Origin of the sequence: Streptosporangium sp. CA-135522 (assembly GCF_050949235.1) — a bacterium.
Lineage (GTDB): Bacteria > Actinomycetota > Actinomycetes > Streptosporangiales > Streptosporangiaceae > Streptosporangium.
Map to the genome: position 1 here is coordinate 10261910 of NZ_CP192026.1, position 18783 is coordinate 10280692.

The following is an 18783-nucleotide window of genomic DNA, read 5'->3' on the forward strand; positions in this document are numbered from 1 at the left end:
AGTCACCCCACCCAGGCGCCGTCCATGAAAGTCAGCGTGTTGAGCGCCATCAGCGGCCCGGCGACCAGCGCGTAGAGGACGATCACCCACTGCCTCCAGCGCGCGCCCGGGGTGCTCCCCCGGGCGATGAGCAGGAACAGCGGCCACCACAGCAGTGCCGAACGCGGGATCGACAGGTAGTAGGCCGAGCAGACCAGGGCGCCCACCTGGAGCCCCACGTAGACGAGCTCGCTCCACCGCCGCAGGTAGAGCAGGACCAGCACGAGCCCGATCCCGACGACCGCCCCGGCTATCTCCATCCGGAACGCCCAGGCGAAGCCGCCGTCTCCCATGGCCGAGTTCCACGTCGTGATCAGCGACTCCCACGGCCACACCATGTGCCGCCCCCACCCGGCCTCCTGGGCGTGCTTCCACGCCAGCCAGTCACCGCTGCGGCTGTAGTGGTAGGCGGAGTACAGCACCAGCGGCACGAACGGCAGCGCCAGCCAGGCCGCCTGCCGTACGGGCTGCCGTCTGGTGAAGAACTCCACGATCAGCGCGCAGGCCAGGAAGAGGCCGGTGATCCGCATGCAGGAGGCGCCCGCCGCGAGGCCGGCGGCCAGCGACCACCGGCCCTGGCGCGCCGCCAGCCAGGCGGGGAGCGCGAACGCCAGGAACAGGGCCTCGCTGTAGCCGGTGAACAGGAACACCGACATCGGCCACAGCAGCAGCGCCAGCACCGCCCGCCACCCGGCTCCCGGCGGCCCCCCGAACTCGGCGAGCCTGGCCAGCGCCACCGTCGCGACGCCGCCCGCCACGAAGGAGATCAGCAGCCCGGCGAGCGTCCAGTCGTCCACGAACAGATGCACCGCGCGCAGCATCAGCGGCATTCCCGGGAAGAACGCGGGCAGCCCTTTGTCCGGCTCCACGGTGGGGTCGCCGGCGTAGCCGTACTGGGCGATGGTGGCCAGGAGTTTGGCATCCCAGTGCCCCCAGCGCTCCAGGAACGGTGCAACGGTCTCTCCCCCCGACATGACTCCGGCTCCCACGATCGCGAGGACGACCGTTCCCAGCCGGGAACCCAGCCAGAGCGTCAACGCCTCCATCACGGTGGCGCGTGGAGGCTCAAGCGCGGCGGCGCGTGGAGGCTCAAGGGGGGTGATCATATGGTGGAATTGTGGCGGATTAGCCCGGCTTTCTGCCAGCCGGGAACGCCATGAAGTTGACCACCGTGGCCGACCGGCGCGCCCGCCGCGTCCGCCACGCCCGGCGGACCACGGGCCGGGCGTGGCGGCCGGGAGGGCGCCGGGCCGGGCGGGACCGGGAAGGCCGGCGCGGGACCGGCCGGAGGCGAGGGTCGGCCCGGGACCGGCCGGGCGCGGACCGGGGCTAGGAGAGCGCGATGCGGAACCGGTCGGGAGCCCCGTCGAAGACGCCCCCGGCCTGGTCGTCGACCCCGCCCTGCCGGATCACGTCCTTGTCCGGCCTGAGGATGTCGCGCACGACGAGGCCCATCATGATCAGGATGGTGATCGCGCGTCCCCACACGGCGGTGAAGTAGGTGTCACCGGAGATGCCCAGCGCCTCGTTGCCGGGCTGGAGACCGACCAGGTAGAGCCAGATCGCGAAGAAGTACCAGCACTCGGCGACCTGCCAGAGCGCGATCGCCTTCCAGTTGGGCCGGGCCAGCACCGCGAAGGGGATCAGCCAGAGCACGTACTGCGGCGACCACACCTTGTTGGTCAGCATGAACGCGGCCAGCGTCAGGAAGCACAGCTGCATCAGCCGGGGCCGGGTCCGGGCCGTCACCGTCAGCGCCGCGATCGCCAGGCAGAACACGCCCAGGGACAGCACGCCCAGCATGTCGAGCCGGTCGGGGTCACCGAGGAAGGGCCACTGCTTCTGGTTGAAGAAGTACCACAGCGAGCCCCAGTCGGCCGGACGCTCCTGGCTGAAGACGTAGAACCGCTTCCAGCCGTCGAAGGCGAACAGCATGACCGGCACGTTGACGAGCAGCCAGATCCCGGCCGTGCCGCCGACCGTCTTGAGGAACGGCACCCACCTGCCGGTGCGCAGCGTCAGCAGGAACAGCGGGCCCAGGAACATCAGCGGGTAGAACTTGGTGGCGATCGCCAGCCCGAGCAGGACGCCCGCCAGCCACTGCCGCTTCTTGGACCAGGCGAGCAGCGCGCCCAGCGACAGGGCGTTGGCGGCCAGGTCCCAGTTGATGTAGGCGGTGAGGATGAGCGCGGGGGCGAGGGCGTACCAGAGCGCGTCCCAGCGCCGGGTCGGCCCGGCGAGCGCGGCCATCAGCAGCACGCCGACGATCAGGCAGACGGCCATGAGGATCACGGTCAGGTCGTAGAACGCCGTTCCGGGATCGCTCATGGACGTGACGATCCGGCGGAAGAACTCCATGATCCCGCCGATGCCGACGGGGTACTCCACCGGATGGCCGACGTAGGGGATCTTGCCCTCGTTCAGCTTCTCGTTCCACCACAGCGGATAGATGTCGGTGTAGCAGAAGTTCGTGAACTGCAGGGTTCCGTTGTTCCACGCCCCGCCGAAGCGGCAGGGCCACTTCCACAGGTAGGACAGCAGCGCCCCCAGCCCCGCGAACAGGGCCAGGGGCACGTACGGGATCACCCGCGTGCCGAGGTCGGACAGCGCGTTCGGCGTCGCCTGGGCGCTCTTCATCAGGGACGCTGCCCCGACGGGCGGGGCCTGGGGCCCGTGGTGGCCGCGCCGGGGGCGCCGCCGGTGTTGCCGATGTCGCCGCCATCGCCGTCACCGATGTCGCCGCCGCCGTCGTCCGGGAAGCCGGTGCCGTCACCCGTGGAGTCACAGGTGATGTCGCCGGGCACGCAGCCCTGATCGACGGGCGGGGTCGTCTGCTGGTCCTGGTCGTCGGGGAAGCCGTCGTCACCGGGATCCTCGGTGTCGAAGGGGTCCGGCGTCGGGCTGGGCGTCGGCTTGGGCGTGGCCAGGTTGTTCTGGGTGCCGGTGTTGGCCCTCGGCGGGAACTGCTCGATCGGGTCCTTGGCGGTCGCCAGGGCCATGTAGTCGTGCCAGATCTGGGTCGGGGTGCCGCCGCCGCCGATGAAGGAGGGCATCGGCTCCTCCTCCCAGTAGGCCACCTTGATCTTCTTGTTGACCTGGCCGTACTTGTCGACCTTGAGCACGCGCCTTCCCGTGGCGTTGACCGGCTTGTTGTAGGGCACGTCCTTGGCCATACCCACCGCGGTGACGAGCCGCGGGGTGAAGCCGACGAACCAGGCGTCCTTGTAGGAGTTGTTGGTGCCGGTCTTGCCGGCCACCGGGCGCCCGAAGTTGGCGGCGGTGCCGGTGCCGGACTTGACCACGGCCTGCAGCGCGACGATCGCGTCGGCCGCCGACTCGCGGCTGATGACCTGCCGCTCGTTGAGCTCTTCCTTCAGCACGACCGCGCCGTTGGCGTCGGTCACCTTCTCGACGGTGTGCCAGTCGACGTGCTTGCCCTCGTTGGCGAAGATGGAGTAACCGGCGGCCTGCTCGACCGGGGTCACCGAGGCGACACCGATGGTGGTCAGGTATTTCTGGTGCTCGACCGCCCAGTCGACCGCGTTCTTGCCACCGTAGGCGGGGTTCTTCTTGGCAGCCTCGCCGACACCGGCCTCTGTGGCGATCTTGGCCACGCTCTCCAGGCCGACCTTCTCCCCCATCTGGGCGAAGACCGTGTTCACCGAGTCGGCCATGGCCTTCACGGTGTCGATCGGCCCGTACGGGGCGGTGTGGGAGTTGCCGATCGGGGTGGTGCCGGGCAGCTTGATGGTCGACACGCCGTCGATGTAGCTGTTGAGCGAGTAGCCCGCCTCCAGCCAGGCGGCGAGCACGTACGGCTTGAACGCGGAGGCGGCCTGTTTCGGCGACTCGAACGCGCGGTTGTTGTAGTCGCGGAGGTAGTCGTCGCCGCTGTAGAAGGCGACCACCCGGCCGTTCTTGGGGTTCACCGAGGCGATGCTGGCGTGGATCGTGGGGTCCAGGCTGGCGGTGCGGGCCTTCACCACCTTCTGGGCGTCCTCCATCATCTTCTTGTCGAAGGTCGTGTAGACCTTCAGGCCCTGGGTCTTCAGCGCGTCCTCGTCGATGCTGCGCCTGGCGAGCTCCTTGAACACGATGTTGAGCATGTAGCCCCGGAGGCCCTTGTTGGTCTCCGGGATCGTGAACTTCTTGAACTTGAGCTTCTCGAAGGGGGTGTTGGCGTACTGGGAGTACTTGCCGGGGTTCATCTCCGCCATGTTCTTGAGCGCGATGGTGTAGCGCTCCTTGGTGGCGGCGAAGTTGCCCTTCTGCTCCAGCGTGTCGAAGGTGCTCGGGTTCTGGATCCGGCCCGCGAGGTAGGCGCCCTCGGGCGGGGTGAGCTTGCTGACCTTCTTGCCGAAGAACGCCCGCGCGGCGGCGTCGATGCCGTAGGCGTTGCGACCGAAGTAGATGGTGTTCAGATACTGCTCCAGGATCGTCTCCTTGGGCAGCGTCTTGCTGATCTTGACGGCGACGAAGATCTCCTTGATCTTCCGCTTGATCGACACTTCCTGGCTGAGGCCCTCGTAGTAGTTACGGGCCATCTGCTGGGTGATGGTCGAGGCGCCCTGGAGCTGGGCACCGGTCGCGGTGCTCCACAGCGACCGAGCCATGCCCGCGAGGTCGATCCCGCTGTCCTCGCGGAAGGTCTTGTTCTCCAGCGCGATCACCGCGTCCTGGACGTGCTCGGGGATCTCCTTGATCGTCACCGGGACGCGCTTGATGCCGAGGCGCGCGATCGGCGTCTTGTGGTCGGCGTAGTAGATGACGCTGCCCCGGTCGTTGACGCTCGCCTGCGTCTCGGTGGGGACGGGCGTGCCGGCGTAGGCGACGGCGATCATGCCGAAGACGCCGGCGGCGAGGACGGTGAAGCTCGCCAGCGTGATCTTCCAGTTGGGCACGAACCGCTTCCAGCCGCTCCTGCGCGGCTTGCCGCCGTCCTCCCCGTCGCCCTCTCCGCCGCCGGGGCCGCGTCCGGCGGGGCCGCCCGGCCCCTCGGAGCCCGCGCGCCCCTGCGGGCCGGCCGCGCCGCGGCGGGCCCTCCGGCTCCGGCCACCGGACTCGCCGGGCACGGAGCCGGAAACGGACCCAGAGCCGGAGCCGGAGCCGGAGGAACGGTCGCCCCTCGCCTGGGCGGCGAGCATGGCCTGGGTGTCCTCGAAGGCGGCCTCGGGACGCCGGCCCCCCATGGGGTCGGTGTCGCTGCGGCGCGTCGCGTTGTCACGAGGGTCGCGTCCGGCGCCCTGTGGCGCCCGTCCACCGTCACGGGGGCCCGCGGGCATGCCCTGCGGCGCCCGTCCGGCCTCCCGGGGATCGCGTCCGGCCGGCTGTGGAGCCCGTCCGAAGTTCCGGGGGTCGGGTCCCATGCCCTGCGCCCGTCCCTGCGACTGGGACTGGGACTGGGACGAACCCCAGCCCATGTCACCGGTTTGGGAGGGCTGGGCCGGGGGAACTGCACGGGGAGCGGCACCTGGGCTTGAGCGACGGCGCCGTCCCTGGCGAGCCGACGCGTCAGGGCGCTGCTGGCGCCCGTCCGGCTCCGGGTCATGGCTGTTGCTGTAACTCACGCGTCCTCGTTCGGTCATCGGGGTCTACGACGGCGTGCTGGCGGGGAGATTACCCCCGGATCACGGAAGATCTCGTCGCCTTGGCTGAGAGGTGGCCGACTCCTTCGGGTGGATCTCCATTCCCGGAGACGAACGAGACCGCCCGGTGGTTCCGAGAACAACCTTGGCAGACCGCCCTTGCCCGAACCTGGGATTCCCCGTATTGGAAGGCGGTTTCGACCGCGCGAGAGCCATGCCTCGTCACCGATCGCCGCGACCACATAGGCGTCACACTACGGCTTTTTACTGTTTGCTCCCAACCTCTTGGGAAAGTCGTTAATTGCAGGGATATGTTGGTTCGACGTATCCTCAAGATGTATCGGCTCGATACATCGACACGAGAGGTGGTGGTTTCCAGTGGCCAGTGGACGTGGCGGCGTGCTGGAGCTCGCCGTGCTCGGGTCGCTGCACGAGACCCCGCTACACGGCTATGAGCTGCGCAAACGGCTCAATGCTCTCCTCGGCATGTTCCGTGCGTTCTCCTACGGCTCGCTCTATCCCTGTCTCCGCCAGTTGCTGACCGACGGGCTCATCGTGGAGGACAGCGCGTCCGAAACGGCCCCTGCCCTCGCCGAGAGCCCCATAACGCTCCCCGGTCGCCGGTCGAAGATCGTCTACAAACTGACCGCGGAGGGTAAGGAGCGGCTCCAGGAGTTGCTCACCCAGGCCGGCCCGTCCGCCTGGGAGGACGAGAGCTTCGGAGTCCACTTCGCCTTCTTCAGGCACACCGAGGCCGAGGTGCGCCTGCGCATCCTCGAAGGACGCCGTAGCCGGCTGGAAGAACGACTCGACGGCGTCCGCACGGCGCTCGCCCGCACGAGGGAGCGGCTGGACAGCTACACCCTCGAGTTGCAGCGTCACGGCCTGGAGTCGGTCGAACGCGAGGTGCGCTGGCTGAACGAGCTGATCGCCACCGAGCGACGGGGCTCCGCCGCCGACGAGGAGCGGCAGTCCACACAGGAGACAACACACCGGGCGTCCGCGCCCGGAGCAGATGACACGGGACGGCATGCCGTCCCGGAAGAAAACTGACCACTCAGAACAAGGGGAGCGAGTGCCATGGGTTCGGTGCGCGTAGCCATTGTCGGTGTAGGCAACTGTGCCACGTCGCTCATACAGGGCGTGCACTACTACAGGGACGCCGACCCGGGCGCCCGGGTGCCGGGCCTGATGCACGTCAAGTTCGGCGAATACCACGTCGGCGACGTCGAGTTCGTCGCGGCGTTCGACGTCGACGCCAAGAAGGTCGGGCGTGACCTGTCCGAGGCGATCGTGGCCTCGGAGAACAACACCATCAAGATCTGCGACGTGCCGCCGCTGGGCGTGACCGTGCAGCGTGGTCACACCTTCGACGGTCTGGGCGAGTTCTACCGCGACATGATCGAGGAGTCGGACGAGGCTCCGGTGGACGTGGTCCAGGTCCTCAAGGACAGCAAGGTCGACGTGCTCGTCTCCTACCTGCCCGTCGGGTCGGAGGAGGCCGACCGCTTCTACGCCCAGTGCGCCCTCGACGCCAAGGTCGCCTTCGTCAACGCGCTGCCGGTGTTCATCGCCTCCGACCCGGTGTGGGCCCAGAAGTTCACCGACGCCGGTGTCCCGATCGTGGGTGACGACATCAAGTCCCAGGTCGGCGCGACCATCACGCACCGCGTGATGGCCAAGCTGTTCGAGGACCGCGGCGTCGAGCTGCTGCGCACCTACCAGCTCAACTTCGGCGGCAACATGGACTTCATGAACATGCTGGAGCGCAAGCGCCTGCAGTCCAAGAAGATCTCCAAGACCCAGTCGGTCACCTCCCAGATCCCGCACGAGATGGGCAAGGCCGACGTGCACATCGGCCCGTCGGACCACGTGCCGTGGCTCGACGACCGCAAGTGGGCCTATGTCCGCCTGGAGGGCCGTTCCTTCGGCGACACCCCGCTGAACCTGGAGTACAAGCTGGAGGTCTGGGACTCCCCCAACTCCGCCGGCATCATCATCGACGCGGTCCGCGCCGCGAAGATCGCCCTGGACCGGGGCATCGCCGGGCCGATCCTGTCGGCCTCCTCCTACTTCATGAAGTCCCCGCCGGAGCAGTACTCCGACGACGAGGCCCGCGACTACGTGGAGAAGTTCATCCGCGGCGAGGTCGAGCGCTGAACTCGCACCCGTGACGAAGAGCCCCCTGCCCGGCCGGGCGGGGGGCTCTCGTCATTCGAGGCGCTCGCCGTTCGGAAAGGTCCACCGTTCGAGGCGCTCGCCGTTCAGCGAGCGGCGGCGGGCAGAGCGGCGGGGTCGGCGACCGGCCAGTCGAGGGGGTCGGCGCCGAGCCCGACCAGCTGGGGAACCTGCTCACGGCACCACGGGGAGATCTCCAGGCTCCGGCCGAGCACCCCGTCGCTGAACTCCTTCCACGGCATCCAGCGCACCTCGCCGACCTCGTCGGGGTTGGGCACGGCGTCGTCGGCGACGACCACCCGGTAGACCGGGCAGAGCTCGTGCTCGACGATCCCGCTGTCCATGACCGCCCGGTAGGAGAAGCGCGGCAGCAGCAGGTCGACCTTCGCGACGCGCAGCCCCAGCTCGTGGGAGAGGCGGCGGGTCACCGCCTCCGGCATCGGCTCGCCCGGCAGGGGGTGACCGCAGCAGCTGTTGGTCCACACGTCAGGCCAGGTGATCTTGTGTGACGCCCTGCGGGTGAGGAGCACCCGGCCCTGCCGGTCGAACACGTAGCTGGAGAAGGCCAGGTGCAAGGGGGTGTCCGGACCGTGCACCACGGCCTTGGGGGCCGTGCCGATCGCGTTTCCCTCGGAGTCGACGAGCACGACGTGTTCATGAGGCGTCACTCGATCGAGAGTACGTGATCATGTCGGCCTGTCATGCCTGATCAGCGTTAGATCATGAAAGGTGGGGAAGTGTCCGATCACGCATATCAGGGATGTTCCCGATGTCCTCGCCGGGGCGCTCACGCGTAGGCTGAGCCCGTGTCATTCGTATCCGATCTACGCGTGGTCCTTGAGGGACGGGACTTCCGGCGGCTGTTCGGCACCCGCCTCGTCTCGCAGTTCTCCGACGGGATCTTCCAGTTCGCCGTAGCCGGATTCGCCTTCTTCAGCCCGGAGAAGAGCACCAGCGCCGTCGAGATCGCCGCCGGACTGGCCGTGCTGCTCCTTCCGTACTCGATCCTCGGGCCTTTCGCGGGCGTGTTCATCGACCGCTGGTCCCGGCGGCAGATCCTGGTGATCGCGCCGCTGGTGCGCGGGGCGCTGCTGCTGGTGGCCGCCGTGCTCGTCGCGGCCGGCGCCCCCGACGCGCTCTTCTACGCCGCCGCGCTCGCCGTCCTCGGGGTGAACCGCTTCTTCCTGGCGGCGCTGGGCGCCTCGCTCCCGCACGTCGTCCCGGCCGACCGGCTGCTGGTGGCCAACGCGGTCACCCCCACCTCCGGCACCGTGATGACCTTCTTCGGCGTGGGTCTGGGCTACCTGCTCCGCATGGTCTTCGGAGCGGATCACCGGGGCACGGCGGTGCTGCTCGTCGCCTCGGGTCTCATCTTCGGTCTCAGCGCGCTGATCGCCAGGACCATGGGCAGGGAGCTGCTCGGCCCGGCCTACGACCCGGACCGGCCGCAGGCCCGCGAGGCGGTGCGCCACGTGCTGGGCGGCCTGGCCGACGGCGCGCGGCACGTCGTCCATCACCGGGCCGCCGCCGCCGCGATGGGGGCGATGGCCACCCACCGGTTCATGTACGGCATGTGCACGGCGATGCTGATGATGCTGTCGCGCTACTACTTCGCCGACAGCGCCGAGAACGCGCTGGCGGCGGTCACCCTCGTGGTCGCCACCTCCGGGGTCGGCTACTTCCTGGCCATCCTGGTCACGCCGTGGGCCACCGAGCGCTTCGGCATCGAGACCTGGGTGACGACCATGCTCGTCACCGGAGGGGTGCTGACGTTCGCGCTGTGCGCGCCGTTCCAGCAGTGGGGTTTCGCGGTCGGTGGCTTCGTGCTCGGCATCGCCGGGCAGAGCATCAAGATCTGCGCGGACACGAGTGTCCAGCGGGACGTCGAGGACGCCTACCTCGGCCGGGCCTTCTCCCTCTACGACATGCTCTTCAACGGCACCTACGTGCTGGCCGCGGCCCTGGCCGCGACGCTGCTGCCGGCCGACGGCAAGTCGATGACGGTGCTCGGGCTCATCACCGCCGGATACCTGGGCGGCGCGGTGCTCTACCGGGTGGTCACGCCGAACCGAGCGTCCGAACCGCTGCCGTCATCGCCGTCGTGATCCTGCCCAGGTCGTCGCCGATCGAGTAGGGCGGCATCGTGTAGATCAGCCGGTTGAACGGGCGGAGCCAGACCCCGTGCCGCATGACGACGTCCTGGATCGCCTGAACGTCGACGGGCTCGACGGTCTCGACGACCCCGATCGCGCCGAGCACCCGCACGTCCCTCACCCCCGGCGCTCCCACGGCCGGGGCCAGGCCCTCCCGGAGTCCGGCCTCGATCCGCTTGACCTCCTCGCGCCACGGGCGCTCCCGCAGCAGTTCCAGGGAGGCGCCCGCGACGGCGGTGGCCAGCGGGTTGCCCATGAAGGTCGGCCCGTGCATCAGCACGCCGATGCCCTCCGCCACCCGCTCGGTGCACAGCGTCGCGGCCAGCGACAGGTAACCGCCGGTCAGCGCCTTGCCCAGGCACATGATGTCCGGCCGCACACCGGCGTGGTCGCAGCCGAACAGCTCGCCGGTCCGGCCGAACCCGGTGGCGATCTCGTCGGCGATCAGCAGGATGCCGTGCTCGTCGGCCAGCTCGCGGAGCCTGCGCAGGTAGGCCGGGTGGTAGAAGTGCATGCCGCCGGCCCCCTGGACGACCGGCTCCACGATGATCGCCGCCAGCTCGTGGGCGTGCCGGGCGACCGTCTCCTCCAGCCGGGCCACGTAACCCTCGTCGAACTCGGCCGGCGGCCGCTCGGCGAAGACGTGCTCGGGCAGCGCGCCGGAGAACAGGTGGTGCATGCCGTTGACCGGGTCGCAGACGGCCATCGCCCCGAAGGTGTCGCCGTGATAGCCGCCCCTGACGGTGAGCAGGCGGCTCTTGCCGGTGAACTGGAAGGCCATCTTGATCGCGACCTCGACGGCCACCGAGCCCGAGTCGGCGAAGAACACCTTCGGCAGCCCGGTCATGACGGCCAGCGTGTGCGCCAGCCGTACGGCGGGCTCGTGGGTGAGCCCGCCGAACATGACGTGCGCCATGTCGTCGGCCTGGTCCCTGAGCGCCTGGTTGAGCCTGGGGTGGTTGTAGCCGTGGATCGCCGCCCACCAGGACGACATGCCGTCGACCAGCTCCCGCCCGTCGGCCAGCGTCAGCCGTACTCCCTCGGCCCGGGAGACCACGTGCACCGGCCCGCGCGGCGGCATCGGCGCGTACGGGTGCCAGACGTGCTCGCGGTCCAGGCCCGCGACGCTATTCAGGAAGCGGCCCGTTCTCGGGAGATCCGGAAAGCGGCCCGCTCACCTGAGACTCGGGCGGCGGCCCGCTCGCCTGGGACCCGGGCGGCTGCCCGTTCTCGTGAGCCCACGCGCGCAGGGCCTCGGTGGCCGCCTCCTTGCCGATGACGCCCTTGTCCAGGCGCATGTCCAGGAGGAACTTGTAGGCACGGCCGACGACCGGGCCCGGAGGGACGCCGAGAAGCTCCTGGATCTCGTTGCCGTCGAGCTCGGGGCGGATCTTGCCGAGCTCCTCCTCGTCGGCCAGCCGCGCGATGCGCTCCTCAAGCTGGTCGTAGGTCTTGGACAGGGCCTGGGCCTTGCGCTTGTTGCGCGTGGTGCAGTCGGCCCGGGTCAGCTTGTGCAGGCGTTCGAGCAGGTGCCCGCCGTCGCGGACGTAACGGCGCACGGCCGAGTCGGTCCACTCCCCGGTGCCGTAACCGTGGAAGCGCAGGTGCAGCTCCACCAGGCGGGAGACGTCGGCCACCACGTCCTTGGGGAACTTCAGCTCCGACATGCGCTTTTTGGCGAGCTGGGCGCCGACCACCTCGTGGTGGTGGAAGGAGACCCGCCCGCCCGGCTCGTGGCGGCGGGTCTTGGGCTTGCCCACGTCGTGCAGGAGCGCGGCCCAGCGCAGGGTGCGGTCGGGGCCGTTCTCCTCCAGGTCGATCGCCTGCTCCAGCACGATCAGCGTGTGCTCGTAGACGTCTTTGTGCCGGTGGTGCTCGTCGATCTCCAGCCGGAGCTTGGGCAGCTCGGGAAGGACGTGGGCGGCGAGGCCGGACTCGACGAGGATCTTGAGCCCCTCGCGGGGGTGCTCGCCGCAGATCAGCTTGTTCAGCTCGTCGCGGATCCGCTCGGCGGAGACGATCTCGATCCGCTCGGCCATCGCGGTCATCGCGGCGAACGCCGCCGGGTCCACGGTGAAGCCGAGCTGGCTGGTGAACCTGGCGGCGCGGAGCATCCGCAGCGGGTCGTCGTCGAAGGACCGCTCGGGGGGCCCCGGGGTGCGCAGCGTCCGGGCGTGCAGGTCGTCGAGACCGCCGTGCGGGTCGACGAACTCGCGGGACGGCAGGCGCAGCGCCATCGCGTTGACCGCGAAGTCGCGCCGGGCCAGGTCGCCCTCCAGCGTGTCGCCGTAGACCACCTCGGGCTTGCGCGACTTGGGGTCGTAGGACTCGCTGCGGTAGGTGGTGATCTCCAGCAGCCAGTTGCCCTTGCGCACGCCGACCGTGCCGAAGTCGATGCCGATCGTCCAGATGGAGTCGGCCCAGTCGCGGATGAGCTCCAGGACCGTCTCCGGTCGCGCGTCCGTGGTCAGGTCGAGGTCGTTGCCGATCCTGCCGAGGAAGACGTCGCGAACGGAGCCGCCCACGAGGGCGATCTGATACCCCCTGGCGGCGAACAACTCGCCGAGTTCGTCGGCCACGGGGGCGATCTTCCGGAACAGCTCACTCATGCCGTGCCGCTGGCTCTCAGTCAGATTTGAAAGGGACAAGCCGGGTAGGTCCTTCGGTTACGGAACATGTTCCCCTCTGGGGATACACCTGACGCGATCACCAGGTTACGGTCAGTCAGGAGACCGTCGGGGGCCGTGCGTCGAGGCAAGGAGCACATACATGAAGGACGCCCTCGCGATCCACCGCTGGCTCCTCGCACACCAGGTCCACCATGAGATCGTACGCCTTCCGCGCGCGATGACATGCGTCGACGAGTTGCCGGAGCTGCTGTCCGCGAGCCCGGCGACCTGCGTGGAGGTCACAGTCTTCGAGGTCACGACCCGGATCGGCCGCGAACCCGTCGCGGTCGTCGGCTTCGTCGGCTCCCCTCCGCAACCCGGCGTGGTCGGCGGCACCCTGGGCGCCCGCCGGGTCCGCCTCGCCTCGGCCTTCACGGTCAACTCCGTCACCGACTACGCCGCCGGGCTGATCTGCCCGCTGCTGCTGCCCGAGGGGCTGACCGTGCTGGTGGACGAGCGACTCGGCGAGATGGCGGATCTCGTTCACACCCCCACCGGAGAGCGTCACACGGCGCTGCGGATACGTGCCGATCACCTGCTCGGCCTTGTCTCTGGGAAGCCCATTGACCTAGTCCATTCCCGGTCACGGAGAGAGCCCGCGACCTTTCCTCTCGCTGGATAGGCCATAGCATTACGGGCGTGCGCCGTACTCCGCCCATGGCCGGCACGTGATCAACAAGGCCGCCCTGCTCGCCGTGCTCACCACCACGCTGCTCTTTCCCGCGGCCGTGGTGCCTTCGGTCACGGCGAACGCCCAGACGACCGCGATGATCCGCCAGAGCCCTCAGCTCGTGGTGGAGAAGATCAGCCCGGAGGTGCCGCGCGATCCGGCCGCCGAGATCAAGATCTCCGGCTCCTTCACCAACACCGGCACCGAGGCCCTCACCAACCTGCAGATCCGGCTGCGCTTCTCGTCCCAGCCGTTCGCCCGGCGCGCCGACATGGCGCTCTACCTGAAGGGCCAGGGGCCACAGCCCGGCACCTGGAACCAGTCCTTCGTCCCGCAGGCCGCGCCCTCGGCGAAGGTTCCGTGGCAGTTCGTCTCCACCCCGCAGCAGTTGGGCTTCACCCGCCCCGGCGTCTATCCGGTCACGGTCGAGGTGATCGACTCCTTCGGTCAGCAGCTCGCCGTCCAGCGCACCTTCCTGTCCTACGTGCCCAAGGGCGTCAAGGTGCCGCGCACCCGGCTCGCCATGGTCCTGCCGATCATCGATCAGCCTCGCCGGGCCGACGACCGCACCTTCGTCAGCGACGGCCTGCCCGCCTCCATGGCGCCCGGCAAGCGCCTGGGCAACCTGCTGAGGATCGCCCAGGACACCACCTCGGCCAAGAACCTCAGCTGGGTCGTCGATCCCGCTCTCCTCGACGACGCACAGGCGCTGAGCAGGGCGTACACGATCGAGACCAAGGAGAAGGGCGAGAACCGCCCGGCGAACGCCGCGGCCGCCGAGTGGCTCGGTGATCTCCGTACGGCTCTCGCCAAGCCTCCGGTCGTGGCCACCCCCTACGCCGACCCCGACGTGGCGGCCCTGGCCCACAACGGCATCGACGACGTCACCAGGACCGGGATCCAGGCGGCCGAACTCGTCGCCAAGCAGACCCTGGGCCGCGACGTCCTCACCGACGTGAACTGGCCGGTGAACGGGCTGATCGACTACGACGGGCTGGACCTGCTGTCCACCGCCGGCGTCGGCACCGTGCTGCTGGACGAGCTGAACCTGCCGCCGGCGATCCAGCAGGCCACCACCCCGGACGCCTCGGCGACCGTGGAGAGCGTGAGCGGCCCGGTCACCGCGCTGGTCGCCGACACGGCGCTCAGCGAGATCGTCGGCGCCGACACCTCGGCCCCGGGCTCGGCCCTGCTGAACCGTCAGCGCTTCATCGCGGAGACCGCGATGATCAGCTTGGAGCCCGTCACCGCCGCGAGGACCGTCGTCGCCGCCCCGCCCCGGCGCTGGGACCCGGATCCGGCGTACGTCACCGACCTGGCGAAGACGGCCGCCGCCCTGCCCTGGCTCGCCCCGGCCACGCTCGGCGCGGTCAAGCGGGGCAAGGGCGTCCCCACGCCCCGGACCGGTCTGACCTACACCGACCAGAACCGGCGCGAGGAGCTCGGCAAGGGCTACGTCAAGAGCGTCAGGCGTGTCGGCGCCCGTGCCGACCTGACCGCCGCGGTGACCACGCGCCAGGATCTCGACGTGTTCGACACGGCGCTGCTGCGGCTCACCTCGTCGGCCTGGCGCGACCGGGACGAGACCGCGGCGCCGTACGTCCAGCGGGTCGGCGACGCGGTCGACGACCGGATCGAGAAGATCTCCATCACCGGCGCCGAACAGTCCCAGATCCGCACGCTGGCCGGTAAGAACGGTGAGGTGCCGATCACCGTCCACAACGGGCTGGGCCAGGACGTCGACGCCAACGAGGTCACGGTCCGGCTCAAGGTGACCTCCGACCAGCCCGGCCAGCTCCGGATAGAGTCCTACGAGGCCCAGGACGAGTCGATCGTCATCCGGGGCGGCCAGAACCGGACGATCCGGGTCCCGATGACCGCGATGACGACCTCCGGCGCCCAGACCACCGTGACGGTCCAGCTCACCACCGAGGACGGCCGCAAGTACGGCAAGCCCGTCGAGCTGACCGTGCGGACCACCGGCTACACCGGGATCGCCCTGGTGATCGTCGGGGCCGCGCTGCTGGTGATGCTGGCGGCCGTGGTCATGCGCGTCCTGCGCCGCCGGGGAAGCCGCCGCGCCGCGGCGGCCGTGGCACCGCGGCACGCCGGCGCGCCGGCCGGCACCGAGTCCTGAGCACCGAGCGACCTAGCGGAGGAAAGCGGCATGAGCAGGGTCCTGCGTGCGAGCGCGATCATGGCGGCGGGGACGATGGTCTCCCGCGTCACGGGTTTCGTCCGTACGGCGTTGCTCGCCGCGGCGATCAGCACCGCGTATCTGGGCGACGCCTACAACGTCGCCTACGCGATTCCGTTCATCCTGTTCGACTTCCTCATCGGCGGGATCCTGAGCAGCGTCGTCGTGCCGATGATCGTCAAAAGGCAGAAGAGCGACCCCGACGGCGGCCGGGCCTACGAGCAGCGGCTGATGACGCTCGGGACCGTCGCGCTGACCGTGGTGGCGGTGCTGGCCGTGCTGTTCGCCCGGCCGCTGATCGGCCTTTACAGCGCCGGTTGGAGCGACCGGCAGGTCGAGGTCGCGGTCGCCCTGGCCCAGTACATCCTGCCGCAGATCGCCTTCTTCGGCATCGGGGCCATCGCCGGGGCGATCCTCAACACCCGTGACCGGTTCGCCGCCCCGATGTGGGCGCCGGTGCTGAACAACATGGTGATGATCTGTGTCCTGGTGGTCTACTACCTGACGCTCGGCGACGCGGGCGCGGACATCGACCGGGTCTCCGGCGCCGACCTGGCGCTGCTCGGCCTGGGCACCACCGCCGGAATCGTGGCGCAGTGCCTGGTGCTGGTCGTCTCGCTGCACCGGGTGGGTTTCCGGTTCCGGCCCAGGTTCGACCTGCGCAACGCGGGACTCGGCGAGATGGGCCGGACCGCGGTGTGGACCTTCGCCTACGTAGCCGTCGGCCAGATCGCCTTCCTCGTCACCACCAAGATCGCCACAGACGCGGGCCGGCAGGTGCCGGGGGCCGGCAACTCCGCCTACTCCTACGCCTTCCAGTTCTTCCAGCTGCCCTACGGGATCATCGCGGTCTCGGTGATCACCGCGATGCTGCCCCGGATGAGCCGGGCGGTGCACGACGGACAGTTCGCCTCGGTCCGGGAGGAGTTCGCCTCGAGCGTGCGGCTGGTGTCGGCGCTGCTCATCCCCGCCGGGCTGATGCTGATGGTGCTGGGGCCCGCGGTGACCGTGCTGATCTTCTCGTGGGGCACCATGACCGTGGACTCGGCGGTCTACATCGGCAACGTGCTGCAGATCTTCGGCCTGGCGCTGGTGCCGTTCTCGATCTTCCAGCTCCTCCTGCGCGTCTTCTACTCCTTCGGCGACACCCGCACTCCGGTCTTCATCGGCGCGGGCAACACCGTCGTGAGCATCGCGCTCAGCGTCGTGGTCCACTTCGTGCTTCCGGCGAAGTACGTGGTGATGGGACTGGCCTTCGCGTTCACCGTCACCTACGTCGTGGGCACCGCGGTCGCGTGGGTGCTCGCCGGGCGCCGGGCGCACGGCCTGGGGGGACGTGTCGTGGCGGCCGGGCTGTCACGGATGTACGTGGCGGCGCTCCCCGCCGCCGCGGTCGCCCTCGCCGTGTTGTGGGTCACACAGGAGCTGACCGCTCTGACCCCGCTCAGCGCGGCCATCATGCTGGCCGCGGGCGGCGGGCTGGGTATGGTGCTCTATCTGGTCATCGCACATCGGATGCGTATCCCGGAAGTGAGTTCGATCGTTGGAATGGTCGCGGGCCGAGTAGGCCGGTAACCCCAAGACTTCTCCCAAGTGTCTGACAAGCGGAACACGGGCGGAAGCGGCGCGGGACTACCATGGTGCGACGCGTGTGACGACATGCGGCTAATGGAAGCAGGAGGGCGTGGGCGGATCCACCCGGCATCGCGTGATGTGTCCTGATGTGTCAACCCGGCATGGCGCTGTCGTGTTCTCAGTTACGGAGAGGTCATGAGTTCCTCCGCCGTCGAGCCCGGCACGAAGCTGGCCGAGCGTTTCCGACTTGAGGACCGCGTCCACGAGTCCGGCGGGGCCACCCTGTGGAAGGCCATCGACGAAGTGCTCGCCCGGCCCGTCGCCGTGCACACCTTCGCCCCCGACTTTCCCCGCCTCAACGAGGTGGTCACGGCCGCCCGCGCGGCCAGCCGGCTGACCGACCCGCGGTTGACCCAGGTCTTCGACGCCACCGAGGACGACGGCCGCTCCTACGTCGTCAGCGAATGGGTCAGCGGGGAGACCCTCACCGACATGATCACATCCGGCCCGCTGGACCCCGAGCGGGCCGCGGCGCTGGTGGCCGAGGCCGCCGAGGCGCTGGCCCACGCGCACGAGGCGAACCTGGGCCACCTGTGCCTGACCCCCGAGCACCTGGTGTGGACGGCGGGGAGCACGGTCAAGCTGCTCGGTGTGGGGATCGACGCCGTCCTGTCCGACGTGACGGTCGAGGACCCGGCGCGAGCCGACGCCGAAGGCCTCGGCCGCCTGCTCTACGCCGGGTTGACGGGCCACTGGCCGGGCGACGAGCAGGAGGGCGGCCTGCCCGCCGCCCCCATGGACGACGGTCACTTCTGTACCCCGCGCCAGGTCACCGCGGGTGTCCCCGGCTATCTCGACACCATCACCTGCCGGGCGTTGCTCCCGGAGAGCAGGCGGGGGCTGGAGCCCCTGACGACGCCGGAGCAGGTCGCCGAGGCCCTCGCCTCGGTGCCCCGGCCCACGCCCATGCCCACGCCGATGCCGATGTCCGTGGCGCCGCCGCCGCTGTCCCCGGTGGCGGCCTCGCGCTCGGAGGGTCTGGACACCGCGGCGCCGCAGCGCCCCAGCCCGCCCCTCCCCCCGCAGCATCACCACCAGCAGCGGTCGGCGGGCGGCGGGATGGTCAACAAGGTGGCCATGACCCTGGTCGTGCTGCTGGTGATGGTGGCCGTCGGCCTGGGCGCCTGGACGCTCGGCCGCAGCATCGGCAACGCCGGCACCCCGGAGGCGGGGCAGACCGCCACGCCCACACCGACCGCGGAGGCCGCCACCCGCGAGGTGAAGCCCGCCTCCGCCACCGGTTTCGACCCGCTGGGCGGCGGCGACGAGCGGGGCGAGCTCGCCCTCTACGCGGTGGACGGCAAGCCCTCCACCGACTGGCACTCCGAGTCCTACAACTCCGAGGACTTCGGCCGGTTGAAGGACGGCGTCGGCCTGATGCTCACCATGGACCAGAGCGTGCCGGTGAAGCAGGTGTCGGTCGACTTCGGCAGCGGCTCCGGCGGCTCCGCGGAGGTCAGGGTCGGCGACTCCCAGAACCTGAAGGACATGACCGTGATCGGCAAGTCCGCCGAGGCCTCCGGCAAGAAGACCTTCAACGCCGAGTCCCCGCAGAAGGGCAGATACGTCCTGGTCTGGTTCACCAAGATGCCTACCTACCAGGGCAAGTTCCGCGGCACCGTGATCGATGTCAAGGTCCTCGCCACGAAGTGACCTG

Annotated in this window: 13 protein-coding genes; 7 read left to right on the forward strand and 6 right to left on the reverse strand. The window is 69.6% G+C overall.

Annotated elements, in window-relative coordinates; genetic code table 11:
• Positions 1–2 precede the first annotated feature (2 nt).
• The 3 genes from ACQPYK_RS48170 to ACQPYK_RS48180 form a co-directional block, all read right to left on the reverse strand.
• On the reverse strand, positions 3–1145 hold the full coding sequence (locus ACQPYK_RS48170; RefSeq protein WP_433248073.1) for a hypothetical protein: 1143 nt from the start codon (positions 1143–1145) through the stop codon (positions 3–5).
• Positions 1146–1368: 223 nt separating this feature from the next.
• Positions 1369–2676, reverse strand: a complete 1308-nt coding sequence (locus ACQPYK_RS48175; protein ID WP_433248076.1) for a glycosyltransferase family 87 protein — start codon at positions 2674–2676, stop codon at positions 1369–1371.
• The gene (locus tag ACQPYK_RS48180; RefSeq protein WP_433248079.1) at positions 2676–5459 is read right to left on the reverse strand and encodes a transglycosylase domain-containing protein; all 2784 of its coding nucleotides are present in this window, start codon (positions 5457–5459) and stop codon (positions 2676–2678) included. Before ACQPYK_RS48180 ends, ACQPYK_RS48175 begins: the two co-directional genes overlap by 1 nt.
• 543 nt (positions 5460–6002) lie before the next feature.
• Here ACQPYK_RS48180 and ACQPYK_RS48185 point away from each other — a divergent pair.
• Together ACQPYK_RS48185 and ACQPYK_RS48190 are read left to right on the forward strand one after the other, a co-directional pair.
• Complete coding sequence (locus ACQPYK_RS48185; protein WP_433248082.1) at positions 6003–6677, forward strand: helix-turn-helix transcriptional regulator; 675 nt, start codon at positions 6003–6005, stop codon at positions 6675–6677.
• Between the two features lie 27 nt (positions 6678–6704).
• Positions 6705–7784, forward strand: coding sequence for an inositol-3-phosphate synthase (locus tag ACQPYK_RS48190; protein WP_433248085.1), 1080 nt, complete (start codon positions 6705–6707; stop codon positions 7782–7784).
• A 104-nt stretch (positions 7785–7888) separates the two neighbouring features.
• Here ACQPYK_RS48190 and idi read toward each other — a convergent pair whose 3' ends face one another.
• Entirely contained in the window at positions 7889–8470 is a 582-nt protein-coding gene (gene idi, locus ACQPYK_RS48195; RefSeq protein WP_433248087.1) for an isopentenyl-diphosphate Delta-isomerase, read from the reverse strand.
• 138 nt (positions 8471–8608) lie between these two features.
• Between idi and ACQPYK_RS48200 the strand changes: the two genes are divergently transcribed.
• Entirely contained in the window at positions 8609–9907 is a 1299-nt protein-coding gene (locus ACQPYK_RS48200; protein ID WP_433248090.1) for an MFS transporter, read from the forward strand.
• Here ACQPYK_RS48200 and ACQPYK_RS48205 read toward each other — a convergent pair.
• Positions 9861–11036, reverse strand: a complete 1176-nt coding sequence (locus ACQPYK_RS48205; protein WP_433248093.1) for an adenosylmethionine--8-amino-7-oxononanoate transaminase — start codon at positions 11034–11036, stop codon at positions 9861–9863. The two genes, ACQPYK_RS48200 and ACQPYK_RS48205, sit on opposite strands and share 47 nt — an antisense overlap.
• 46 nt (positions 11037–11082) lie before the next feature.
• A complete protein-coding gene (locus ACQPYK_RS48210; RefSeq protein ID WP_433248096.1) occupies positions 11083–12564 on the reverse strand; it encodes a CCA tRNA nucleotidyltransferase in 1482 nt (493 codons plus the stop codon).
• Between the two features lie 160 nt (positions 12565–12724).
• Here ACQPYK_RS48210 and ACQPYK_RS48215 point away from each other — a divergent pair, with 160 nt between their 5' ends.
• The 4 genes from ACQPYK_RS48215 (at position 12725) to ACQPYK_RS48230 (ending at position 18779) form a co-directional block, all read left to right on the forward strand.
• Complete coding sequence (locus ACQPYK_RS48215; protein WP_433248099.1) at positions 12725–13246, forward strand: aminoacyl-tRNA deacylase; 522 nt, start codon at positions 12725–12727, stop codon at positions 13244–13246.
• A 46-nt stretch (positions 13247–13292) separates the two neighbouring features.
• Positions 13293–15431 (forward strand): hypothetical protein, encoded by a 2139-nt coding sequence (locus tag ACQPYK_RS48220; RefSeq protein WP_433248102.1) that lies wholly within the window; start codon positions 13293–13295, stop codon positions 15429–15431.
• A 30-nt stretch (positions 15432–15461) separates the two neighbouring features.
• Positions 15462–17066, forward strand: a complete 1605-nt coding sequence (gene murJ / locus ACQPYK_RS48225; RefSeq protein WP_433248105.1) for a murein biosynthesis integral membrane protein MurJ — start codon at positions 15462–15464, stop codon at positions 17064–17066.
• A 195-nt stretch (positions 17067–17261) separates the two neighbouring features.
• Positions 17262–18779: a protein kinase family protein gene (locus ACQPYK_RS48230; protein ID WP_433248108.1), complete on the forward strand. Its 1518-nt coding sequence runs from the start codon at positions 17262–17264 to the stop codon at positions 18777–18779.
• Positions 18780–18783 lie beyond the last annotated feature (4 nt).

Excerpts from the sequence above, each read along its gene's own strand:
- ACQPYK_RS48170 (WP_433248073.1), bottom strand. The coding sequence starts at position 1,145 with ATGATCACCCCCCTTGAGCCTCCACGCGCCGCCGCGCTTGAGCCTCCA.
- ACQPYK_RS48175 (WP_433248076.1), bottom strand. The coding sequence starts at position 2,676 with ATGAAGAGCGCCCAGGCGACGCCGAACGCGCTGTCCGACCTCGGCACG.
- ACQPYK_RS48180 (WP_433248079.1), bottom strand. The coding sequence starts at position 5,459 with ATGGGCTGGGGTTCGTCCCAGTCCCAGTCCCAGTCGCAGGGACGGGCG.
- ACQPYK_RS48190 (WP_433248085.1), top strand. The coding sequence starts at position 6,705 with ATGGGTTCGGTGCGCGTAGCCATTGTCGGTGTAGGCAACTGTGCCACG.
- ACQPYK_RS48205 (WP_433248093.1), bottom strand. The coding sequence starts at position 11,036 with ATGCCGCCGCGCGGGCCGGTGCACGTGGTCTCCCGGGCCGAGGGAGTA.
- ACQPYK_RS48210 (WP_433248096.1), bottom strand. The coding sequence starts at position 12,564 with ATGAGTGAGCTGTTCCGGAAGATCGCCCCCGTGGCCGACGAACTCGGC.
- ACQPYK_RS48215 (WP_433248099.1), top strand. The coding sequence starts at position 12,725 with ATGAAGGACGCCCTCGCGATCCACCGCTGGCTCCTCGCACACCAGGTC.
- murJ (WP_433248105.1), top strand. The coding sequence starts at position 15,462 with ATGAGCAGGGTCCTGCGTGCGAGCGCGATCATGGCGGCGGGGACGATG.
- ACQPYK_RS48230 (WP_433248108.1), top strand. The coding sequence starts at position 17,262 with ATGAGTTCCTCCGCCGTCGAGCCCGGCACGAAGCTGGCCGAGCGTTTC.